The organism is Nocardia flavorosea NBRC 108225 (assembly GCF_001613385.1).
GTDB lineage: Bacteria > Actinomycetota > Actinomycetes > Mycobacteriales > Mycobacteriaceae > Nocardia > Nocardia flavorosea.
Map to the genome: position 1 here is coordinate 300,582 of NZ_BDCG01000016.1, position 21,612 is coordinate 322,193.

General features: G+C 65.1%; 17 protein-coding genes and 4 tRNA genes. 17 read left to right on the forward strand and 4 right to left on the reverse strand.

Annotated elements, in window-relative coordinates:
- Window positions 1–131 precede the first annotated feature (131 nt).
- Genes NFL01S_RS21725 through NFL01S_RS21735 form a run of 3 tightly spaced genes read right to left on the reverse strand, consistent with a single transcriptional unit; the run spans window position 132 to window position 2,333 of the window.
- Window positions 132–584: a VOC family protein gene (locus NFL01S_RS21725; RefSeq protein WP_062978213.1), complete on the reverse strand. Its 453-nt coding sequence runs from the start codon at window positions 582–584 to the stop codon at window positions 132–134.
- 18 nt (window positions 585–602) lie between these two features.
- Window positions 603–1,055 carry a helix-turn-helix transcriptional regulator gene (locus NFL01S_RS21730; protein ID WP_062978048.1) on the reverse strand — a complete coding sequence of 151 codons (453 nt, stop codon included), beginning with the start codon at window positions 1,053–1,055 and terminating at the stop codon, window positions 603–605.
- Window positions 1,056–1,061: 6 nt separating this feature from the next.
- A complete protein-coding gene (locus NFL01S_RS21735) occupies window positions 1,062–2,333 on the reverse strand; it encodes a geranylgeranyl reductase family protein (protein ID WP_062978050.1) in 1,272 nt (423 codons plus the stop codon).
- Window positions 2,334–2,468: 135 nt separating this feature from the next.
- On the opposite strand from NFL01S_RS21735, the gene NFL01S_RS21740 reads away from it, so the two are divergent.
- Complete coding sequence (locus NFL01S_RS21740) at window positions 2,469–3,491, forward strand: polyprenyl synthetase family protein (protein ID WP_062978052.1); 1,023 nt, start codon at window positions 2,469–2,471, stop codon at window positions 3,489–3,491.
- Window positions 3,492–3,799: 308 nt separating this feature from the next.
- Complete coding sequence (gene htpX / locus NFL01S_RS21745; RefSeq protein WP_062978054.1) at window positions 3,800–4,672, forward strand: zinc metalloprotease HtpX; 873 nt, start codon at window positions 3,800–3,802, stop codon at window positions 4,670–4,672.
- 5 nt (window positions 4,673–4,677) lie between these two features.
- Here htpX and NFL01S_RS21750 read toward each other — a convergent pair whose 3' ends face one another.
- Window positions 4,678–5,169 (reverse strand): YajQ family cyclic di-GMP-binding protein, encoded by a 492-nt coding sequence (locus NFL01S_RS21750; RefSeq protein WP_033246969.1) that lies wholly within the window; start codon window positions 5,167–5,169, stop codon window positions 4,678–4,680.
- Window positions 5,170–5,466: 297 nt separating this feature from the next.
- Here NFL01S_RS21750 and NFL01S_RS21755 point away from each other — a divergent pair.
- From NFL01S_RS21755 to NFL01S_RS21825, 15 genes are all read left to right on the forward strand, one after another.
- Window positions 5,467–5,552 (forward strand) — tRNA-Tyr (locus NFL01S_RS21755).
- 186 nt (window positions 5,553–5,738) lie between these two features.
- Window positions 5,739–5,811, forward strand: a tRNA-Thr gene (locus tag NFL01S_RS21760).
- Between the two features lie 69 nt (window positions 5,812–5,880).
- A tRNA-Met gene (locus NFL01S_RS21765) sits at window positions 5,881–5,953 on the forward strand.
- Between the two features lie 44 nt (window positions 5,954–5,997).
- The gene (gene rpmG / locus NFL01S_RS21770; RefSeq protein WP_011211653.1) at window positions 5,998–6,168 is read left to right on the forward strand and encodes a 50S ribosomal protein L33; all 171 of its coding nucleotides are present in this window, start codon (window positions 5,998–6,000) and stop codon (window positions 6,166–6,168) included.
- A 347-nt stretch (window positions 6,169–6,515) separates the two neighbouring features.
- Complete coding sequence (locus NFL01S_RS21775; protein WP_062978214.1) at window positions 6,516–7,538, forward strand: fused (3R)-hydroxyacyl-ACP dehydratase subunits HadA/HadB; 1,023 nt, start codon at window positions 6,516–6,518, stop codon at window positions 7,536–7,538.
- A 279-nt stretch (window positions 7,539–7,817) separates the two neighbouring features.
- Window positions 7,818–7,890, forward strand: a tRNA-Trp gene (locus tag NFL01S_RS21780).
- 26 nt (window positions 7,891–7,916) lie between these two features.
- Entirely contained in the window at window positions 7,917–8,288 is a 372-nt protein-coding gene (gene secE, locus NFL01S_RS21785) for a preprotein translocase subunit SecE (RefSeq protein ID WP_033246966.1), read from the forward strand.
- 120 nt (window positions 8,289–8,408) lie between these two features.
- The gene (nusG, locus tag NFL01S_RS21790; RefSeq protein WP_062978056.1) at window positions 8,409–9,185 is read left to right on the forward strand and encodes a transcription termination/antitermination protein NusG; all 777 of its coding nucleotides are present in this window, start codon (window positions 8,409–8,411) and stop codon (window positions 9,183–9,185) included.
- 86 nt (window positions 9,186–9,271) lie between these two features.
- Window positions 9,272–9,706: a 50S ribosomal protein L11 gene (rplK, locus tag NFL01S_RS21795; RefSeq protein WP_033246964.1), complete on the forward strand. Its 435-nt coding sequence runs from the start codon at window positions 9,272–9,274 to the stop codon at window positions 9,704–9,706.
- A 153-nt stretch (window positions 9,707–9,859) separates the two neighbouring features.
- Window positions 9,860–10,579 carry a 50S ribosomal protein L1 gene (gene rplA, locus NFL01S_RS21800; protein ID WP_062978058.1) on the forward strand — a complete coding sequence of 240 codons (720 nt, stop codon included), beginning with the start codon at window positions 9,860–9,862 and terminating at the stop codon, window positions 10,577–10,579.
- A 485-nt stretch (window positions 10,580–11,064) separates the two neighbouring features.
- Entirely contained in the window at window positions 11,065–11,604 is a 540-nt protein-coding gene (gene rplJ, locus NFL01S_RS21805; protein ID WP_062978060.1) for a 50S ribosomal protein L10, read from the forward strand.
- Window positions 11,605–11,696: 92 nt separating this feature from the next.
- Window positions 11,697–12,077, forward strand: a complete 381-nt coding sequence (rplL, locus tag NFL01S_RS21810; RefSeq protein WP_033246961.1) for a 50S ribosomal protein L7/L12 — start codon at window positions 11,697–11,699, stop codon at window positions 12,075–12,077.
- 311 nt (window positions 12,078–12,388) lie between these two features.
- On the forward strand, window positions 12,389–13,477 hold the full coding sequence (locus NFL01S_RS21815) for an ABC transporter ATP-binding protein (RefSeq protein WP_174555712.1): 1,089 nt from the start codon (window positions 12,389–12,391) through the stop codon (window positions 13,475–13,477).
- A 540-nt stretch (window positions 13,478–14,017) separates the two neighbouring features.
- Entirely contained in the window at window positions 14,018–17,542 is a 3,525-nt protein-coding gene (rpoB, locus tag NFL01S_RS21820) for a DNA-directed RNA polymerase subunit beta (protein ID WP_062978064.1), read from the forward strand.
- A 107-nt stretch (window positions 17,543–17,649) separates the two neighbouring features.
- On the forward strand, window positions 17,650–21,603 hold the full coding sequence (locus NFL01S_RS21825) for a DNA-directed RNA polymerase subunit beta' (protein WP_062978066.1): 3,954 nt from the start codon (window positions 17,650–17,652) through the stop codon (window positions 21,601–21,603).
- Window positions 21,604–21,612: the final 9 nt, after the last annotated feature.

Sequence of the window (21,612 nt, forward strand, 5' to 3'; positions counted from 1 at the left end):
GGAAAGCGGTGCCGAGGGCGCCGCAACCCATGTGCGTCGAGTGCGCCCAGGGTGCGGCGCCGCGGCGAGCCGGTCCGGTTCCGACTCTGCGGATCGCCGACGACCAACGCTGTGACCGGGGCGCCTTTACTTCAGAGTTCTTCGCAGGGTGCTTCCATCGCGGCGGACGGGTCGAACTCTTTCGGCTCGACCATCACGAGCCAGTTTCCCGAGTTGTCCCGGAAGACGGCCTCCACACCATAGGGCCGTTCCGACGGCGGTTGCACGAAATCCACGCCCTTGGCCGTCAACTCCTTGTATGCCTGCTGGCAGTCCTTCGTGGTGAGCCCCAGCGAACCGTGGGTGCCGTTGGCCAGCGAGCGCCGGACCGCCTCGGCGAGGTTGTCGTCCAGCGGCGGGCCGGGCACCATCAGCGTCACCTCGAGTTCCGGATGGTCCGGATGGGCCACGGTCACCCAGCGGAAACCGTTGTCGCCCATCTGTATGTCGGCGGTCTCTACGAATCCGAGGGTGTCGATGTACCAGTTCTTCGCCTCGGTCTGGTCGGTCACGTACACCGTGACCAGCGAAATGTTGGTGATGATCGGGGTCATGAGAGGAGCCTAGGCGCGCTCCGAACGCCGCGGCTTCTCCGAAATTGCGGTGTCCGGCCGGCGATCGGACAGACCGTGCATGAACACGTAACAGCCGGGGATCCGCGGCGCGCCGTCGGCGAATTTCGCCTGGTACTCCGACGGGGGAACCCCCACCAGTTCGGTGAACTTCCGCGAGAACGACCCCAGGCTGGTGTAGCCGACGAGCAGGCATACCTCGGTGACCGTCGTATTGGTGGCGCGGAACAGGTCCTGTGCCCGCTCGATCCGCCGCTCGGCCAGATACAGCGCCGGCGTGCGGCCGTAGGTCGCGGCGAAACAGCGCAGGAAGTGATACTTCGAGACCCCCGCCGCCGCGGCCATCCCGTCCAGGTCCAGCGGCTGTGCGTATTCGCGGTCGATGAAATCTCGCGCCCGGCGCAGATGCGGGAGCAGATCCTCGGGGACCGGCCGCGCTGCCATCGTCGCCTACCCGAACGGCACGAGTTCGTCGAAACGCATCGATGCGCGCCCCGCCGTACGCCACGCCCGCGCGGTCAGGTCCAGGTCCTCGTCGGTGACCAGATTGCCCATCACCCGGACCGCGGTGCGCTGCAGCAGTTTCGAGCGCATCACCGGCGGGCCGCCGACCGGCACCATGCGCGGGTGCGTCGCCAGTCCGGCGATCCGGCGGGCCACCGAATACGTGCGCCCGTATTTGCGGCGCAGCACATCCGGCCACAGCCGGGTCAGGTCGGGTTCGTCCAGCAGGCCGGCGAGCATATGGCCGCCCTCCAGCCCGTAGTCGATACCTTCACCGTTCAGCGGGTTCACACAACCGGCAGCATCACCCACCAGCACCCAGTTGGGGCCCGCGATACCGGAGACCGCCCCGCCCATCGGCAGCAGCGCCGAGGACACCGCCCGCAACGAACCGGTGAGCTCCCATTCTTCGCGGCGCTGCGCGGTGTAGTGCTCCAGCAGTGGTTTCAACGCGATATGCGAGGGCCGCTGCTCGGTCGCCAGCGAACCGACCCCGATATTCACCTCACCGTTGGCGAGCGGGAACACCCAGCCGTAGCCGGGGACGAGTTCACCTTGCGCATTACGCAGCTCCATATGCGAGGTGATCCATTGGTCGTCACTGCGCCCGGACGCGATATAGGCGCGCGCGGCCACCCCGTACGCGTATTTGCGGTGCCAGGTCCGGCCGAGTTGTTTACCGACCGGAGAGCGGACACCGTCGGCCACGATCAAAGTTTCGCAGCGGATCTCGACGGTCCGCTCGCCGGTGCGTACCGCCACCCCGGTGACGCGGTCACCGTCGCGGAGCACGCTGGCGACTTTGGTGCCGTCGAACATCCGGGCTCCGGATTTCACGGCCGTTTCGCGCAATTTGTCGTCCAACTCGGTACGCGGTATGGCGCTGCCGTAGGTCGGGAAGGAACCGGCCGGCCATGGGAGCAGGGCCTCGCGCCCGAATCCGGTCATCCGCAAACCGTGGTTGACGGTATGCGCGCGCACCCATTCACCAAGGCCCAGATGTTCGAGCTCCGCGGTGGCGCGCGGGGTCAGCCCGTCCCCGCAGGTCTTGTCGCGCGGGAATACCGCGGAATCGAGCAGCAGCACATCGCGACCCGCCCGGGCCGCCCAGGCCGCGGACGCGGAACCGGCGGGTCCGGCACCCACTACCAGCACCTGCACGTGTGCGGGCAGCGGCCCCCGGTCGCTATCGGCTGGTGTGGCTTCGGGTGCACCCATGCGGACAATAGTTACAGGCCGCGGTCTGCGATGTCGATGGCGGTACGGTCAATACAGTGACGGTGTTCATGGGCGCTGCGGCATGGACACGCTAGGTTCATCACCGTGGGGTCGGACGCGTCCTTGGGAGAAGGTATGAGCACATCTGCTGTGAGCGAAGCCGGCACGGTGGTGGCGGGGGTGGACCTCGGCGACGCCGCCCTCGCCGCGACAGTGCGCGAGGGTCTCGACCGGGTGGAGGAGTTACTGGTCGAGGAATTGTCGGACGGGGCGTCGTTCCTGCAGGAAGCCGCGCTGCATCTGGCCAGGGCGGGGGGTAAGCGGTTCCGCCCGCTGTTCACCATATTGACCGGCCAGCTCGGCCCGCGCCCCGACGATCCGGAGCTCATCACCGCCGGCACGGTCGTCGAACTGGTGCATCTGGCCACGCTGTACCACGACGATGTGATGGACGAGGCCACCATGCGGCGCGGCGCGCCGAGTGTGAACGCGCGCTGGGGTAACAGCATGGCGATCCTGGCCGGTGACTATCTGTTCGCCCACGCCTCCCGTCTCACCTCCACTCTCGGCCCGGACGCGGTGCGCATCATCGCGGAGACGTTCGCCGAACTGGTCACCGGCCAGATGCGTGAAACCATGGGCGCCCGCGAAGCCGCCGACCCGGTCGCGCACTACCTGAAGGTGGTCTGGGAGAAGACGGGTTCGCTGATCGCGGCCTCCGGCCGTTTCGGCGGTACGTTCTCCGGCGCCGATCTCGATCATGTGGAACGTCTCGCCCGCCTCGGTGACGCGGTAGGCACCGCCTTCCAGATCTCCGACGACATCATCGATATCTCGTCGGTCTCCGCGCAGTCGGGTAAAACCCCGGGCACCGACCTGCGGGAAGGTGTGCATACGCTCCCGGTCCTGTACGCCCTCCGGGATCCCGGCCCCGAGGGTGACCGCTTGCGCACCCTGCTGGACCATCCCCTCGAATCGGACGAGGAGGTGGCCGAAGCCCTGGAACTGCTCGGTCGTTCCCCGGGGATGGCACAGGCCGGGGAGAAACTGCGGGAGTACAGCGATATCGCTCACGCGGAACTGAAGGCACTGCCCGCGGGCCCGGCGAACGATGCCCTGGTGCGGCTGGTTCAGTACACGACCGAGCGGGTCGGCTGAGCCCGATTTTGGTTGCGCCGGCTCGCGCGGGTCATGGCGGAGGTACCCCTTCGGGCGTCTCGCTCGACGCGGCGCCCCCATCGGTTGCCTCGGGTATCGAGTGGCCGGATCCCGTTACGTGTATCCCTGAACTCCAGGCCCCGCCGGGCAGGGCCTGTTCGGTGCCGCCCGCATTGTCCGGCCGGAACCGGTTCGGCCGGACGCGGAGTGTGGACGCCGGAACTCCGGCGCAGACTCGATCGTTGAGCCCGTGTAGCGGTTCTGGCCGAAATTCGCGCATCTGAGCGCGTTACCTATACAGGAGTGCTATGCACGGGCACGGGTTTGCGAATGGTTTCAAAACGTTCGGGCTCATGGTCGGTCTTTCCGCGCTCATCGTGCTGGCGGGCGCAGCGTTCCGGAACACGACCATTCTGGTGATCGCGGTGCTACTGGCCGTGGCGGTGAACGGTTACGCGTATTTCAACAGCGATAAACTCGCGTTGAAAGCGATGCGGGCGCAGCCGGTCAGCGAACTCGAGGCGCCGGTGATCTATCGCATAGTGCGGGAGCTGGCGACCACCGCGCGGCAACCCGTGCCGCGCCTGTACATAAGTCCGACGAATGCGCCGAATGCGTTCGCGACCGGGCGTAACCCGCGTCACGCGGCGGTGTGCTGTACCAGCGGAATTCTGCAGATTCTCGACGAACGCGAATTGCGCGCGGTACTCGGGCACGAGCTCTCCCACGTCTACAACCGGGATATTCTGATCTCCTCGGTCGCCGGTGCGATGGCGGCGGTGATATCCGGTCTGGCGAATTTCGCCTATTTCGCGGCCGCGTTCGGCGGCAACCGGGGCGGTTCCGGTCCGAATTTCATCGGCGTGCTGCTGGTATCGCTGCTGGGGCCCATTGCGGCGGGGCTGATCAAGATGGCGGTTTCGCGTTCCCGCGAGTATCAGGCCGACGAATCGGGTGCGGAACTGACCGGTGATCCGCTGGCTCTGGCTTCGGCGCTACGCAAATTGGAGCGCGGGGTACAGGCGGCGCCGCTGCCGCCCGAACCCCGGCTCACCGCGCAATCGCATCTCATGATCGCCAACCCGTTCCGGGCCGGTGATCGGATGGCCCGGTTGTTCTCCACTCATCCGCCGATGTCGGACCGGATCGCACGGCTGGAACAGATGGCCGGGCGGCGCTGAACGCTCTAGCGGTAGTTCACGAACTGCAACGCGATTCCGAAATCCTCGCCTTTGAGCAGCGAGATCACGGCCTGCAGATCATCGCGTTTCTTACTGGTCACGCGGAGTTCGTCGCCCTGGATCTGCGCCTTGACCCCCTTCGGGCCTTCGTCGCGGATCTTCTTGGAGATCTTCTTCGCATGTTCGGCGTCGATGCCCTGTACGAGCGAGCCGGTGACCTTATAGGTTTTGCCCGAGGCAACCGGTTCGCCGGCATCGAAGGCTTTGAGAGAGATATCCCGGCGGATCAGTTTCTCCTTGAACACCTCGAGCGCGGCTTTGACGCGCTCCTCGGATTCGGCGGTGAGCACCACTTTGTCCTCGCCCGACCATTCGATGCCCGCGCCTGTTCCCCGGAAATCGTAGCGCGTGTTCAGCTCCTTTTCGGCCTGATGCAGCGCGTTGTCGACCTCCTGCCGTTCGACCTTGCTGACGATATCGAATGATGAATCGGCCACACTGCGCTCCTGTTCGCTGTTGGACACCCTGAATGCTTACGCAAGCTACCCCGTTCGCGAAGTGGCACAGCATGAGCGGGTCGGACCACGGAGCAGGCAGCGCGGCGTCATCACGCAGAGGACCCTGCACAGGCTCGGTCGGTACTGTGCCCCTGTCCACACGCGCCGGCCGGGCGATCGTGTCGATTTCGGTCGATCGGGCGATCTGGCCAGCCGGTTTGCGTTCCGGGTGTGGGTACGTTGTATTCTGCTCACCGCACTCGAAAAGTGATCGCGAGATCGCCGGGTGCGGTTCCAGGCAGGTTGCCCGAGCGGCCAATGGGAGCAGACTGTAAATCTGTCGGTGAAAGCCTACGTAGGTTCGAATCCTACACCTGCCACCACGAGCCCCCGCCGGTGAAATCCGGTGGGGGCTCCGTCGTTTCCGGCCGCGCCGCACATCGTTTGTGACAACCGAAAAATATGCTCTGACCACCCGGTTTGGTGCTGTCGGCGGTAAGTGTGTACTCTCGTTCAAGTCTTCGAGGCAACGGGCAGGAGATCATCCGGTTCCGCTGCGGAGAAGTCGCGCCCCCTTAGCTCAGTCGGCAGAGCGTTTCCATGGTAAGGAAAAGGTCAACGGTTCGATTCCGTTAGGGGGCTCGCCGGATTGCCGGTGGTGTCCGACTCGGCACTCCAAGCCGCGACGTCGCCGTCGCAGATGGCGTATAAGGCGGTGTAGCTCAGGCGGTAGAGCAAACGACTCATAATCGTTGTGTCGCCGGTTCGAGTCCGGCCATCGCTACCCATACTGATTGACCCTCTGGTTGACCGGAAAGAAGGCATATCGTGGCCGCGAAGTCCACCGATGTCCGGCCAAAGATCACCTTGGCCTGCGAGCAGTGCAAGCATCGCAACTACATCACCAAGAAGAACCGGCGCAACGACCCGGATCGGCTGGAGCTGAAGAAGTTCTGCCCGAACTGCGGTACGCACCGCGCCCATCGCGAATCCCGCTGACCCTGGTATGAGGCGTCACCGCTCCGGCAGTGGCGCCTCGACTGCCGGGGCGGACCGGGTGACGCCGATCGAGACGATATGCGGTTTCGCATCGTCGTGATCGCCGCGCCGTGACGCGCCTGTTCGACTCGCTACAGTTATGATTCCTTCTCGGGTGTGTCCTCCGCCCGTTCGTGGTCCCAAACGGGCCGCGGTATTGGTCGGGCGGCTGTGCGGTCTCCCTCTCGGCTACGCCGGTTACCACCTACTGGACTGACGTCCAGCCGCCAAGCAGACTCCGTGCTGCGGGGTCAGATAGGTACAGTCCTCCCGTGACAACGAACACCGGAACAGACGAAGTGGCCGCGATGGAAGCGGAGTTCGATCCCGCCGCCCATGCGGCCGCGATGGTCGGTCACCACTACCGCGTGGACGACTACTACGAGGTCGGCCGCGAGAAAGTCCGCGAGTACGCCCGTGCCGTACAGGACAGCCACCCGGTGCACTGGGACGAAGATATCGCGCTGGAGTACGGCTACGACGGTCTGGTCGCCCCGGTGACCTTCATCTCTCTCGTCGGTATCCTGGCGCAGCGCAAACTCTTCGAGACGGTCGTCACCGGCTACGACCTGAGTCAGATCATGCAGACCGACCAGATCCTGGAGTTCCACCGCCCGATCGTGGTGGGCGACCGGTTGACCTGCGACGTCTATCTGCATTCCTTCCGCCAGGCCTTCGGCGGCGACATCATCGTCACCAAGAACATCGTCACCGATCAGCACGACGAGGTGGTGCTCACCACCTACACCACTCTGGTCGGCCGCAGCGGCGGTGATATCGATCCCAACCTCAACGAGGCCGTGCGCAAGGTCCTGATGCACGGGATGGAAGCCTCGATGCCCGACCACACGCCCCGCTCGCACCCGGCCCCGCCGGCCCCCGCGGCGGAGAAGTCCGTGGCCACCCGGTTCGCGCGTTCGTTCGACGACGTCTCCGTCGGCGACGAACTGCCCGCCCGGATCGTGCGGCTCACCCGCGGCGATCTGGTGAACTACGCCGGTGTCTCCGGCGACGCCAACCCCATCCACTGGAGCGACGAGGTCGTGAAGCTGGTGGATCTGGAGACCTGCGTCGGTCACGGCATGCTCTCCATGGGCCTGGGTGGTGGATTCGTCACTTCCTGGCTGGGCAATCCGGGCGCGGTGAAGGAGTACAACGTCCGGTTCACCAGTCCGGTGTTCGTGAGTGCCACCGAACCGGCCGAGGTCGAGTTCACCGGCAAGATCAAATCCGTCGATCCGGAAACCCGGACCGCGGTGATCGCCATCGTGGCCAAATCCGGTGGACGCAAGATTTTCGGCCGGGCCACGGCCACCGTCCAGTTGTCCTGACCTGGTCGAGCGCCCCGGATTGGCTTCCGCGGCCAGCCGTGCCGTACACTCGGGATTCTGGGGTCACCAGCCGATGCGCGCTGCTCTGCAAGGCTGGTTCCAGGCGGGGTTCTCGAGCATCGGCCGCACCGGCTGAGTAGGCTCGGGTCGAGCCGGTCGAACCGGTCCCGCCGACGGGGCCGGCATCTGCCGGAGCGGCGCGCGTGTTGTGTGACCACAGCACCGATAATTGAATACCGCAGTGTGGCCGGCTCGCACGCAAGTGTCCGGTTCGGCCGAAGGGGCGTAGCTCAAATGGCAGAGCAGCGGTCTCCAAAACCGCAGGTTGCAGGTTCAAGTCCTGTCGCCCCTGCCCTGGATGCCCGGCGATGAGAGAGGATCGACGTGACCGACGAGCGGGATGACACCGCCGCCGCGCAGCGGCCGAGCGGAAAGCGCTCCGCTCGGCGGGGTCGGTCCGCCACGTCGGGCGCGTCCGATACCGGTTCGATCGCGACCATAGATCGGCCCGCGCGTAAGGACGAGAAGAAGTCCGGCCGAGCCGATCGGGAGCAGTCCCGGAATCCGTTCAAGCGTTTGTTCAAGTTCCTGCGTGAGGTGATCGCGGAACTGCGGAAGGTTATCTGGCCCAACCGGAAGCAGATGATCACCTATACGACCGTTGTTCTGGTGTTCGTGGTCTTCATGGTCGCGTTCATCAGCGGGTTGGATCTGGCGTTCATCAAGGGTGTCGACTGGTTGTTCGGCTAGCCAGGCGATATCGGCGCCGGTGCCCCGATCCGCGCCCGCGGGCCGGACGCCAGACAAAACCGCCGCGCCCGAACCCGGCACGCAGAGGATGCACGTGACGACACAGGAAGCGAGTGCCCAGTGAGCACCCCGGAGAACGACACCACCGACGAGTTCCCGGTCGACGATCAGACGGCCGAGGAGGCCGCTGTCCACGTCGAGGAGCCGGCGTCCGATGCCGCGCCCGAGGCTGCCGACGAGGCCGCACCCGCATCCGCCGAGGAAGACGAGCCGGATCCGGTCGAGCAGATGAAGGCCGTGCTGCGGCGTGCTCCCGGCGACTGGTATGTCATCCACTCCTACGCCGGCTACGAGAACAAGGTGAAGACCAACCTCGAGACCCGTGTGCAGAACCTGGATCTGGAGGACTACATCTTCCAGGTCGAGGTGCCCACCGAAGAGGTCACCGAGATCAAGAACGGTCAGCGCAAGAGCGTCAATCGCAAGGTACTGCCGGGCTACATCCTGGTCCGGATGGATCTGAACGACGAATCCTGGGGTGCGGTGCGTAACACACCCGGTGTCACCGGGTTCGTCGGTGCCACCTCGCGCCCGTCGCCGCTGACCATCAACGAAGTCGTGAAATTCCTGGTTCCGGTCTCCCAGCAGAAGAAGGCGCCCGCGCCCGCTGCTGCCGCGACCTCGCCGGAGACCGCCGGCGAGACCCCGGCCAAACCGGCTATCGAGGTCGATTTCGAGGTCGGCGAATCGGTCACGGTGATGGACGGCCCGTTCGCGACGCTGCCCGCTACCATTTCCGAGGTCAACGCCGAACAGCAGAAGCTCAAGGTGCTGGTCTCGATCTTCGGTCGCGAGACGCCGGTCGAGCTGGAATTCACCAAGGTCGCCAAGATCTAGCGGCGGCGCCTGTGCCTCCCGGGGCGGTTGTGTCCCGGGCCGGACCTTGCAGAGCGCAAGGAACACCACACAACTAGGAAAGAAAGATGCCCCCCAAGAAGAAGAAGCTCGCCGGGATCATCAAGCTTCAGATCCAGGCCGGCGCGGCGAACCCGGCTCCGCCGGTGGGCCCGGCGCTCGGTCAGCACGGCGTCAACATCATGGAGTTCTGCAAGGCCTACAACGCCGCGACCGAATCGCAGCGCGGCAATGTGGTGCCGGTCGAGATCTCGGTGTACGAGGATCGGTCCTTCGACTTCAAGCTGAAGACCCCGCCCGCCGCCAAGTTGCTGCTGAAGGCTGCCGGTGTGCAGAAGGGTTCGCCCGAGCCGCACCGCAACAAGGTCGCCACGGTGACCATGGACCAGGTGCGCGAGATCGCCAAGACCAAGCAGGAAGATCTGAACGCCAACGATATCGATCAGGCGGCCAAGATCATCGCCGGAACCGCGCGCTCGATGGGTATCACTGTCGAAGGCTGAGCACCGGAAGCGGTAGCGCAGCATTCGGTGGGAGGGCCGGCCAGGCCCGGTAACCACGGCTGAACCACGAACCTGCGGCCTGAGCGACGGCGGAAAGCCTGCGTAACCACGGGGCGCCCCCAGAAGGCCGCCGATAGGAACGGACAGAGAAACATGGCAAAACGAAGCAAGGCGTATCTCGCCGCGGCCGAGAAGGTCGATCGCGACAAGCTGTACTCTCCGCTGGCCGCCGCGCGGCTGGCCAAGGAGACCGCCACCACCAAGACCGATGCGACCGTCGAGGTCGCCGTGCGGCTCGGTGTGGATCCCCGTAAGGCCGATCAGATGGTCCGCGGCACGGTGAACCTGCCGCACGGCACCGGTAAAACCGCCCGCGTCATCGTGTTCGCGGCCGGCGAGAAGGCCGCCGAGGCCGAGGCTGCCGGTGCGGACGCCGTCGGCGCCGAGGATCTGATCGAACGGATCCAGGGCGGGTGGCTGGACTTCGACGCCGCGATCGCCACCCCCGACCAGATGGCCAAGGTCGGCCGGATCGCGCGCGTCCTCGGCCCGCGCGGCCTGATGCCGAACCCGAAGACCGGTACCGTCACCACCGATGTGACCAAGGCGGTCAACGACATCAAGGGCGGCAAGATCAACTTCCGCGTCGACAAGCAGGCAAACCTGCACTTCGTCATCGGCAAGGCGTCCTTCGACGACAGCAAGCTGGTGGAGAACTACGGTGCCGCGCTGGACGAGATCCTGCGTGCCAAGCCGTCGACGGCCAAGGGGCGTTACGTCAAGAAGGTGACGGTTTCGACGAACACCGGACCGGGCATCCCGGTGGACCCGAACCGCACCCGCAACCTCCTCGAGGAGGACGCGACAGCGTAAGGCAGCCAAGGCGCCAACGACCGACGGCCGGCCCGGAATACTTCCGGGCCGGCCGTTCTCGTTTCCTGGCTGTGTGATCGCCTACCCCGGTCGCGCTCACCGCGCGTACGGGACGGGCGGCGGTCTCGGGGTATCGACCAGGCGGCGGGACCCAGCGGGTGGAATCCGGCCGGCAGCCAACCCGTTTTGCCAGGACAGTGTCCTATCAGGTAACCTTTCCGAGGTTGTCGACCAGTTCGACACCACCCAATCTGTTCTACCGAAGACCGTAGGTCTGCCGATCCCGGATGGAATCGGCCGAAGGTCCGGCGAGAGTGCCGGCGGCCCACGCAGGGAGAGCCGAGGCCGGTAGTGAGCACAGGATTCGTCGCTGTGCCGGATACTCTTTCGCGCCCCGGAACGCTCTGCGTTCGGGGCGCTTGTTCTTTCGCCGGCCCCTGATGCGGTAGGGCAATCCCGAACCGACATCAGAGAGGAGGCGAAGTATGGCGAAACCCGAGAAGGTTACCGCGGTCGCGGAGATCACTGAGCAGTTCAAGGGCTCGACGGCAGCAGTTATCACGGAATACCGTGGCCTGTCCGTCGGTGCCCTCACCGAACTGCGTCGTGCGCTCGGTGCCGACACCACGTACTCCGTCGCCAAGAACACCCTGGTGAAGCGCGCAGCGGCCGAGGCCGGTGTGGAGGGTCTGGACGATCTGTTCGTCGGGCCCACCGCGATCGCGTTCATCTCCGGTGAACCCGTCGAGGCGGCCAAGGCGCTCAAGACCTTCGCCAAGGATCACAAGGCGCTGGTCATCAAGGGCGGCTACATGGACGGTGCGCCGCTGTCCGTGTCCGAGGTCGAGCGGATCGCCGATCTGGAGTCCCGCGAGGTTCTGCTGGCCAAGCTGGCCGGTGCCATGAAGGGCAACCTGGCCAAGGCCGCCGGCCTGTTCAATGCTCCCGCCTCGCAGGTGGCCCGCCTGGCCGCCGCGCTGCAGGACAAGAAGCAGGCCACCGGCGGCGAAGCCGCCGCAGAGTAAACAGCCGGAGACTCCGCTGAGGTCCGCAATTCCCGCGGAACGGTCGATCCCGGCTCGCCCGCACAGACATTCACTATCGAAAGGAAACAACAATGGCCAACGTTGACGAGCTGCTCGAAACCTTCGGCAACATGACCCTGCTCGAGCTGTCGGACTTCGTGAAGAAGTTCGAGGAGAAGTTCGAGGTCACCGCCGCTGCTCCGGTCGCCGTCGCGGCCGCGGGTGCCGCCCCGGCCGCCGCCGAGGCCGCCGAGGAGCAGGACGAGTTCGACGTCGTCCTCGAGGGTGCCGGCGATAAGAAGATCCAGGTCATCAAGGTGGTCCGCGAGATCGTCTCCGGCCTGGGCCTGAAGGAAGCCAAGGACCTCGTCGAGGGCGCCCCGAAGCCGATCCTGGAGAAGGTCGCCAAGGATGCCGCCGACGCTGCCAAGGAGAAGCTGGAAGCTGCCGGCGCCAAGGTTTCGGTCAAGTAATTCCGAGCTGTGGCTATTGAGCGTAGGCGAGGGTCCGGTGTGGTGATACTTCACTGTCGCCTCGGGTCCTGACTCACCCACGCTGCAGCATCAGAAATGGGCGGTTCCTGCGGGAGCCGCCCATTTTGTTGTTTGCTGGTTAACCGCGATTCTGCGGTGTCGGGACCTTCCGTGATGGTTACTCTTCAGTCAGGTCGGGTGTGTTACCGCGGTCCCATGGGTTACAGTGGCCGGACCCACTGTGACGTGACGCACCGCTACCGGGTCAGCGGTGCAAAGTGGGTAGCTCGCTGAGAAATGTGGAGGTTGGCGTGGGCGTCGAGGTCAGGACCGAGGGTGCAACCAAGTCGTTCGGTTCACAGCGGATTTGGCAGGACGTTTCTCTTACCCTGCCTGCCGGTGAGGTCAGCGCGCTGCTGGGCCCGTCGGGTACCGGTAAGTCCGTATTCCTGAAATCGCTCATCGGCCTGCTGCGGCCGGAGCGCGGATCCATTTTCATCGGTGATACCGATATCACCACCTGTTCGAACAAGGAACTCTACGAGATCCGCAAACTGTTCGGCGTGCTGTTCCAGGACGGTGCGTTGTTCGGTTCGATGAATCTCTTCGACAACGTGGCTTTCCCGCTGCGCGAGCACACCAAGAAATCGGAATCCGAAGTCCGCAAGATCGTCATGGAGAAGCTGGAAATGACCGGCCTCCTCGGCGCCGAGGGCAAGCTGCCCGGCGAGATCTCCGGCGGTATGCGTAAACGTGCCGGTCTGGCCCGCGCGCTGGTGCTCGATCCGCAGATCATCCTGGTCGACGAGCCCGACTCGGGCCTGGACCCGGTGCGAACCTCGTATCTCAGCCAATTGCTGATCAATATCAACGCCCAGATCGACGCCACGATCCTGATCGTGACGCACAACATCAACCTCGCGCGGACGGTGCCCGACAACATCGGCATGCTCTTCCGCCGCCAGCTGGTGATGTTCGGTCCCCGTGAGGTGCTGCTGACCAGCGATGAGCCGGTGGTGAAGCAGTTCCTCAACGGTCGCATGATCGGGCCCATCGGTATGTCCGAGGAGAAGGACGAAGCCCAGATGGCGCGCGAGCAGGCGCTCGTGGACGCCGGACACCATCACGGTGGGGCCGAAGAGGTCGAGGGCATCATCCCGCAGATGAAGGCGGAGCCCGGTATGCCGGTGCGGCAGGCCGTCCAACGGCGGAAGAACCGGGTGCGCGAGATCATGCACACCCTGCCGCATGCCGCGCAGTCCGCCATTCGCGAATCGCTCGACGAGGCCGACGAGACGATGGTCATGTCCTACAACTCAGGGCAGCAGGTCGGCGCGGGTGATCAAGGTAACGATTTCCCGGGCTCGGACTTCGACACCATGCAGTACCCGAAGGTCTGATCAGCTCGCTGGCGAGAAACAGCGCGTCGGGTTTCGCACCCGGCGCGCTTTCTTTTGCCGCCTCCACGGTGCATCCGCGGCACCGCCGGCGCGTGCCGCGAGCCGTTGCCGCTGATCTTGTAGTGCGCCAGGCGATCCGGCAGACCGCCAGGTCGGCACGGGCACTTGACGAGTTTCGCCGGACCAGTCACGCTATGGAGGCAGCATCAGTTGCCTCGGTAGTGCACGACCACCCACGCCGAATCGCCCACCTCGGCGGCCCGGCCGTGGCCCGGAACGCAGCCAGCGAAACCGGCCCGGCGCGTCAGCCGCGCAGCGGTTCGTGGGGGTGGTACTTTGACACCTCCGTATAGGTAGGTGTAGGTTTGGACGTTGCGCTGGCTGCCTCCTGTCCATACCTTGATCGCACTACGAAAGTTCCACCCTTCCGGTGTTGCTTCCGTTGTTTGCTGTTCGAGTCTCGTTCGGGTCGTGACCAGCGAGAATCCCAAAATGTAGCAGACAAGCGACGGTCGCGGACCACCACGCGACGCGCGTGAGGTGCTGGAAGGACGCATCTTGGCAGTCTCCACCCAGACAAGCGCCAATACGAAGCTGGGAGTTTCCGGAGGTATCCCCGGAGCTCCGTTGCGGGTGTCTTTCGCGAAGCTCCGGGAGCCGCTGGAGGTGCCCGGACTTCTCGATCTACAAACGGAATCTTTCGCCTGGCTGGTCGGCACGCCGGAATGGCGTGAGCGCGCAGCCGCTCGCGGCGACGGCGGGCTGGTCGGCGGGCTCGAAGAAGTCCTCGAGGAGCTTTCTCCGATCGAGGATTTCTCGGGCTCGATGTCCCTGTCCTTCTCCGATCCACGCTTCGAAGAGGTCAAGGCCTCTCTCGACGAGTGCAAAGACAAGGACATGACCTACGCGGCGCCGTTGTTCGTCACCGCGGAGTTCATCAACAACAACACCGGCGAGATCAAGAGCCAGACGGTTTTCATGGGGGATTTCCCGATGATGACCGATAAGGGCACCTTCGTCATCAACGGCACCGAGCGCGTCGTGGTGTCCCAGCTGGTCCGTTCGCCGGGCGTCTACTTCGACCAGTCGGTCGACAAGAGCACCGAAAAGGATCTGCACAGCGTCCGGGTCATCCCGAGCCGCGGCGCCTGGCTGGAGTTCGACGTCGACAAGCGCGATACCGTCGGTGTGCGCATCGACCGTAAGCGCCGCCAGCCGGTCACCGTTCTGCTCAAGGCCCTCGGCTGGACCAACGAGGAGATCGCCGAGCGTTTCGGTTTCTCCGAGATCATGATGTCCACCCTGGAGAAGGACAACACCGCCGGCCAGGACGAGGCGCTGCTCGACATCTACCGGAAACTGCGTCCGGGCGAGCCGCCGACCAAGGAATCCGCGCAGACCCTCCTCGAGAATCTGTTCTTCAAGGAGAAGCGCTACGACCTGGCCCGCGTCGGCCGATACAAGGTCAACAAGAAGCTGGGCGTGAACGCCGGCGTTCCGGTGACCGGTTCGGTGCTGACCAAGGACGATATCGTCGCCATCATCGAATACCTGGTTCGTCTGCACCAGGGCGATCGCACGATGACCGTCCCCGGCGGCGTCGAGGTCCCGGTCGAGGTCGACGATATCGATCACTTCGGCAATCGTCGTATCCGTACCGTCGGCGAACTGATCCAGAACCAGATCCGCGTGGGCCTGTCCCGGATGGAACGCGTCGTGCGTGAGCGCATGACCACCCAGGACGTCGAGGCCATCACGCCGCAGACCTTGATCAACATCCGTCCCGTCGTGGCGGCGATCAAGGAGTTCTTCGGCACCTCGCAGCTGTCGCAGTTCATGGACCAGAACAACCCGCTGTCCGGCCTGACCCACAAGCGCCGCCTCAACGCGCTGGGCCCAGGCGGTCTGTCGCGTGAACGCGCCGGCCTCGAGGTCCGCGACGTCCACCCGTCGCACTACGGCCGCATGTGCCCGATCGAGACCCCGGAAGGCCCGAACATCGGCCTGATCGGCTCGCTCGCGGTATACGCGCGGGTCAACCCGTTCGGCTTCATCGAGACGCCGTACCGGAAGGTCATCGACGGCCTGGTCACCGACGAGGTCGTGTACCTGACCGCCGACGAGGAGGACCGGCACACCCGTGCCCAGGCCAATTCGGTGGTCGGTGCCGACGGGCGTTTCGTCGAGGATCGCATCCTGGCCCGTAAGGGCAACGAGGAGATGGAATACGTCTCCCCGGCCGAGGTCGACTACATGGATGTCTCGCCGCGCCAGATGGTGTCGGTGGCGACCGCCATGATCCCGTTCCTCGAACACGACGACGCCAACCGTGCCCTCATGGGCGCGAACATGCAGCGTCAGGCCGTGCCGCTGATCCGTTCCGAGGCGCCCGTGGTGGGTACCGGTATGGAACTGCGCGCCGCGGTCGACGCCGGCGATGTGGTCGTGAACGAGAAGCCCGGTGTGGTGGAGGAGGTCTCCGCCGACTACATCACCGTCATGCACGACGATGGCACCCGCCGCAGCTACCGGATGCGTAAGTTCGCCCGCTCCAACCAGGGCACCTGCGCCAACCAGCGGCCGATCGTGGACGAGGGCCAGCGGGTCGAGTTCGGCCAGGTCCTGGCCGACGGGCCGTGCACCGAGAACGGTGAGATGGCGCTGGGCAAGAACCTGCTCGTCGCGATCATGCCGTGGGAAGGCCACAACTACGAGGACGCGATCATCCTGTCGCAGCGCCTCGTGGAGGACGACGTCCTCACCTCGATCCATATCGAAGAGCACGAGATCGACGCCCGCGATACCAAGCTGGGCGCCGAGGAGATCACCCGGGACATCCCGAACGTCTCCGACGAGGTGCTGGCCGATCTGGACGAGCGGGGCATCGTGCGTATCGGTGCCGAGGTCCGTGACGGCGATATCCTGGTCGGCAAGGTCACCCCGAAGGGTGAAACCGAGCTGACTCCCGAGGAGCGGCTGCTGCGCGCGATCTTCGGTGAGAAGGCGCGCGAGGTGCGCGATACCTCGCTGAAGGTGCCGCACGGCGAATCCGGCAAGGTCATCGGTATCCGGGTGTTCTCCCGCGAGGACGACGACGATCTGCCTCCGGGCGTGAACGAGCTGGTCCGGGTGTACGTCGCGCAGAAGCGCAAGATCCAGGACGGCGACAAGCTGGCCGGCCGCCACGGCAACAAGGGTGTTATCGGCAAGATCCTGCCGACCGAGGATATGCCGTTCCTGCCGGACGGCACCCCGGTCGACATCATCCTGAACACCCACGGTGTGCCGCGCCGTATGAATATCGGCCAGATCCTGGAAACCCACCTCGGCTGGATCGGCAAGGCGGGCTGGAAGGTCGATATCGCCGCCGACGGCACCCGCCCGGAGTGGGCGCAGGCACTGCCCGAGCAGATGCTGGGTGCCCCGGCCGACTCCAATATCGCCACCCCGGTCTTCGACGGTGCGCGGGAAGAGGAGCTGACCGGTCTGCTCGCCTCGACCCTGCCCAACCGTGACGGTGAGCGCATGGTCGACGACGACGGTAAGGCGATGCTGTTCGACGGCCGGTCCGGCGAACCGTTCCCGTATCCGGTGGCTGTCGGCTACATGTACATCCTGAAGCTGCACCACCTGGTCGACGACAAGATCCACGCCCGTTCGACCGGTCCGTACTCGATGATCACGCAGCAGCCGCTGGGTGGTAAGGCGCAGTTCGGTGGTCAGCGATTCGGTGAAATGGAATGCTGGGCCATGCAGGCCTACGGCGCCGCCTACACCCTGCAGGAACTGCTGACCATCAAGTCCGACGACGTGGTGGGCCGGGTGAAGGTCTACGAGGCGATCGTCAAGGGCGAGAACATTCCGGAGCCGGGCATTCCGGAATCGTTCAAGGTTCTGCTCAAGGAACTCCAGTCGCTGTGCCTCAATGTCGAGGTGCTGTCCTCCGACGGCGCCGCGATCGAGATGCGTGACGGCGACGACGAGGACCTGGAGCGGGCGGCGGCCAACCTGGGCATCAACCTGTCCCGGAACGAAGCGGCCACCGTCGACGATCTGGCGAACTAGGGCGTCGGCCGGGTGCCGTAGTCACGACTCGGCACCCGGCCGGTGCGTTCGAATTCCACTAGAGAACTTTTGCTCGTATTCGACCCGCACAGGGGAAAGGAAGTTACGTGCTAGACGTCAACTTCTTCGATGAACTCCGGATCGGCTTGGCCACCGCCGAGGACATCCGTAACTGGTCCTACGGCGAGGTTAAGAAACCGGAGACCATCAACTACCGCACGCTCAAGCCGGAGAAGGATGGCTTGTTCTGCGAGAAGATCTTCGGTCCCACCCGGGACTGGGAGTGCTACTGCGGTAAGTACAAGCGCGTCCGCTTCAAGGGCATCATCTGTGAGCGCTGCGGCGTCGAGGTGACCCGCGCCAAGGTGCGCCGTGAGCGGATGGGCCATATCGAGCTGGCCGCGCCGGTCACCCACATCTGGTACTTCAAGGGTGTGCCGAGCCGGCTCGGCTACCTGCTCGACCTGGCGCCGAAGGATCTGGAAAAGATCATCTACTTCGCCGCCTATGTCATCACGGCTGTCGACGACGAGATGCGGCACAACGAGCTGTCGACCCTCGAAGCCGAGATGGAGGTCGAGAAGAAGACCGTCACCGATCAGCGCGACGCCGACCTCGAGGCCCGGGCCCAGAAGCTCGAGGCCGACCTGGCCGAACTGGAGGCCGAGGGCGCCAAGTCCGACGTTCGCCGCAAGGTGAAGGACGGTGGCGAGCGCGAGATGAAGCAGCTCCGCGACCGCGCCCAGCGTGAGCTGGACCGGCTCGAGGAGATCTGGAACACCTTCACCAAGCTGGCGCCCAAACAGCTGATCGTGGACGAGGTGCTCTACCGCGAGCTGCAGGACCGCTACGGCGAGTACTTCACCGGCGCGATGGGTGCGGAATCCATCCAGAAGCTGATGGAGAACTTCGATATCCAGGCCGAGGCCGAGAACCTGCGCGAAACCATTCGCAGCGGTAAGGGCCAGAAGAAGCTGCGTGCGCTCAAGCGGCTCAAGGTCGTGGCTGCCTTCCAGACCAACGGCAACTCGCCCATGGGCATGGTCCTCGACGCCGTTCCGGTGATCCCGCCGGAACTGCGGCCGATGGTTCAGCTCGACGGTGGCCGGTTCGCCACCTCCGACCTGAACGACCTCTACCGCCGCGTGATCAACCGCAACAACCGCCTCAAGCGACTGATCGATCTCGGCGCTCCCGAGATCATCGTCAACAACGAGAAGCGGATGCTGCAGGAGTCCGTGGACGCGCTGTTCGACAACGGCCGGCGCGGCCGGCCGGTCACCGGCCCGGGCAACCGTCCGCTGAAGTCCCTGAGCGATCTGCTCAAGGGTAAGCAGGGCCGGTTCCGCCAGAACCTGCTCGGTAAGCGCGTCGACTACTCCGGCCGTTCGGTCATCGTCGTCGGTCCGCAGCTGAAACTGCACCAGTGTGGTCTGCCGAAGCTGATGGCGCTGGAGCTGTTCAAGCCGTTCGTGATGAAGCGGCTGGTCGACCTGAACCACGCGCAGAACATCAAATCCGCGAAGCGGATGGTGGAGCGGCAGCGGCCGCAGGTGTGGGATGTGCTCGAAGAGGTCATCGCCGAGCATCCCGTGCTGCTGAACCGTGCGCCGACCCTGCACCGCCTCGGTATCCAGGCCTTCGAACCGCAGCTGGTGGAAGGTAAGGCCATCCAGCTGCACCCGCTGGTCTGTGAGGCGTTCAACGCCGACTTCGACGGTGACCAGATGGCCGTGCACCTGCCGCTGTCGGCGGAGGCGCAGGCCGAGGCCCGCATTCTGATGCTGTCCTCGAACAACATCCTGTCCCCGGCGTCCGGCCGGCCGCTGGCCATGCCCCGTCTGGACATGGTGACCGGCCTGTACTACCTGACCCGGTTCGACGAAGGCGCCAAGGGCGAGTATCAGCCCGCCACCGCCGATGGTCCGGAGACGGGCGTGTACTCCTCGCCGGCCGAAGCGCAGATGGCAGTCGACCGTGGTGAGCTGACCGTGCGGTCGAACATCAAGGTCCGGCTGACCGATCAGCGTCCGCCCAAGGAGATCGAAGCGGAGCTGTTCCCGGACGGCTGGCGGCGCGGCGAAGCCTGGACCATCCAGACCACGCTGGGCCGGGTGCTGTTCAACGAACTGCTGCCCGGGGACTACGCGTTCATCAACGAACCGATGCCCAAGAAGCGGCAGGCGACGATCATCAACGATCTCGCCGAGCGGTACCCGATGATCGTGGTCGCGCAGACCGTCGACAAGCTCAAGGACGCCGGCTTCCACTGGGCCACGCGTTCGGGTGTCACCGTCTCCATGTCGGACGTGCTCGTTCCGCCGGAGAAGGCCGAGATCATGGAGCGCTACGAGGCGCAGTCCGATCAGATCGAGAAGAAGTACCAGCGTGGTGCGCTCGATCACCAGGAGCGCAACAACGCCCTGGTCAAGATCTGGCAGGAAGCGACCGAAGAGGTCGGTAAGGCGCTGCGCGCGCACTACCCGGCCGATAACCCGATCATCACGATCGTCGATTCGGGCGCCACGGGTAACTTCACCCAGACCCGTACCCTCGCGGGTATGAAGGGCCTGGTGACGAACCCGAAGGGTGAGTTCATCCCGCGGCCGATCAAGTCCTCGTTCCGTGAGGGCCTGACCGTTCTCGAGTACTTCATCAACACCCACGGTGCTCGTAAGGGTCTGGCCGATACCGCGCTGCGTACCGCCGACTCGGGCTATCTGACCCGTCGTCTGGTGGACGTCTCGCAGGACGTGATCGTGCGCGAAACCGACTGCGCCACCGAGCGCGGCATCGTGGTGCATATCGCGGAGAAGCAGCCGGACGGCACCATGATCCGCGATCCGCACGTGGAGACCTCCGCCTACGCCCGGACGCTTGCGTCCGACGCGGTGGATGCCGCCGGCAACGTGGTGGTGGGCAAGGGCGCCGATCTCGGCGACCCGGCCATCGAGGCGCTGTTGGAAGCCGGTATCACCGAGGTCCGGGTCCGCTCCGTGCTGACCTGCGGCACCGGTACCGGTGTCTGCGCGGTCTGCTACGGCCGTTCGATGGCGACCGGCAAGCTGGTCGATATCGGCGAGGCCGTCGGTATCGTCGCCGCCCAGTCCATCGGTGAGCCCGGTACCCAGCTGACCATGCGTACCTTCCACCAGGGTGGTGTCGCGGGTGACGACATCACCGGTGGTCTGCCGCGTGTGCAGGAGCTGTTCGAGGCGCGCGTGCCCAAGGGCAAGGCGCCGATCGCCGAGGTCTCGGGCCGGATCCGGCTGGAGGACGACGACCGCTTCTACAAGATCACCATCATCCCCGATGACGGTGGCGACGAAGTGGTATACGACAAGCTGTCCAAGCGTCAGCGTCTGCGTGTCTTCAAGCACGACGACGGTTCCGAGCGTCTGCTGTCCGACGGCGATCACGTCGAGGTCGGCCAGCAGCTGCTGGAAGGCGCGGCGGATCCGCACGAGGTGCTGCGCGTGATGGGCCCCCGGCAGGTGCAGATCCACCTGGTCCACGAGGTCCAGGAGGTCTACCGCTCGCAGGGTGTGTCGATCCACGACAAGCACATCGAGGTCATCGTCCGCCAGATGCTGCGCCGGGTGACGATCATCGATTCGGGTGCCACCGAGTTCCTGCCCGGTTCGCTCACCGAGCGTGCCGAGTTCGAGGCGTCCAACCGCCGGGTCGTCGCCGAGGGTGGCGAGCCCGCGGCCGGCCGTCCGGTGCTGATGGGTATCACCAAGGCGTCGCTGGCCACCGATTCGTGGCTGTCGGCGGCGTCCTTCCAGGAGACCACCCGAGTCCTCACGGATGCGGCGATCAACTGCCGCTCCGACAGGCTCATCGGCCTCAAGGAGAATGTGATCATCGGTAAGCTGATCCCGGCCGGTACCGGTATCAACCGGTACCGCAACATCCAGGTCCAGCCGACCGAAGAGGCCCGTGCCGCGGCGTACGCGGTGCCGTCCTACGACGACACCTACTACAGCCCCGAGGGCTTCGGCGCCACCACCGGTGCCGCGGTTCCGCTGGACGACTACGGGTTCAGCGACTACCGGTAATCGCTCGTT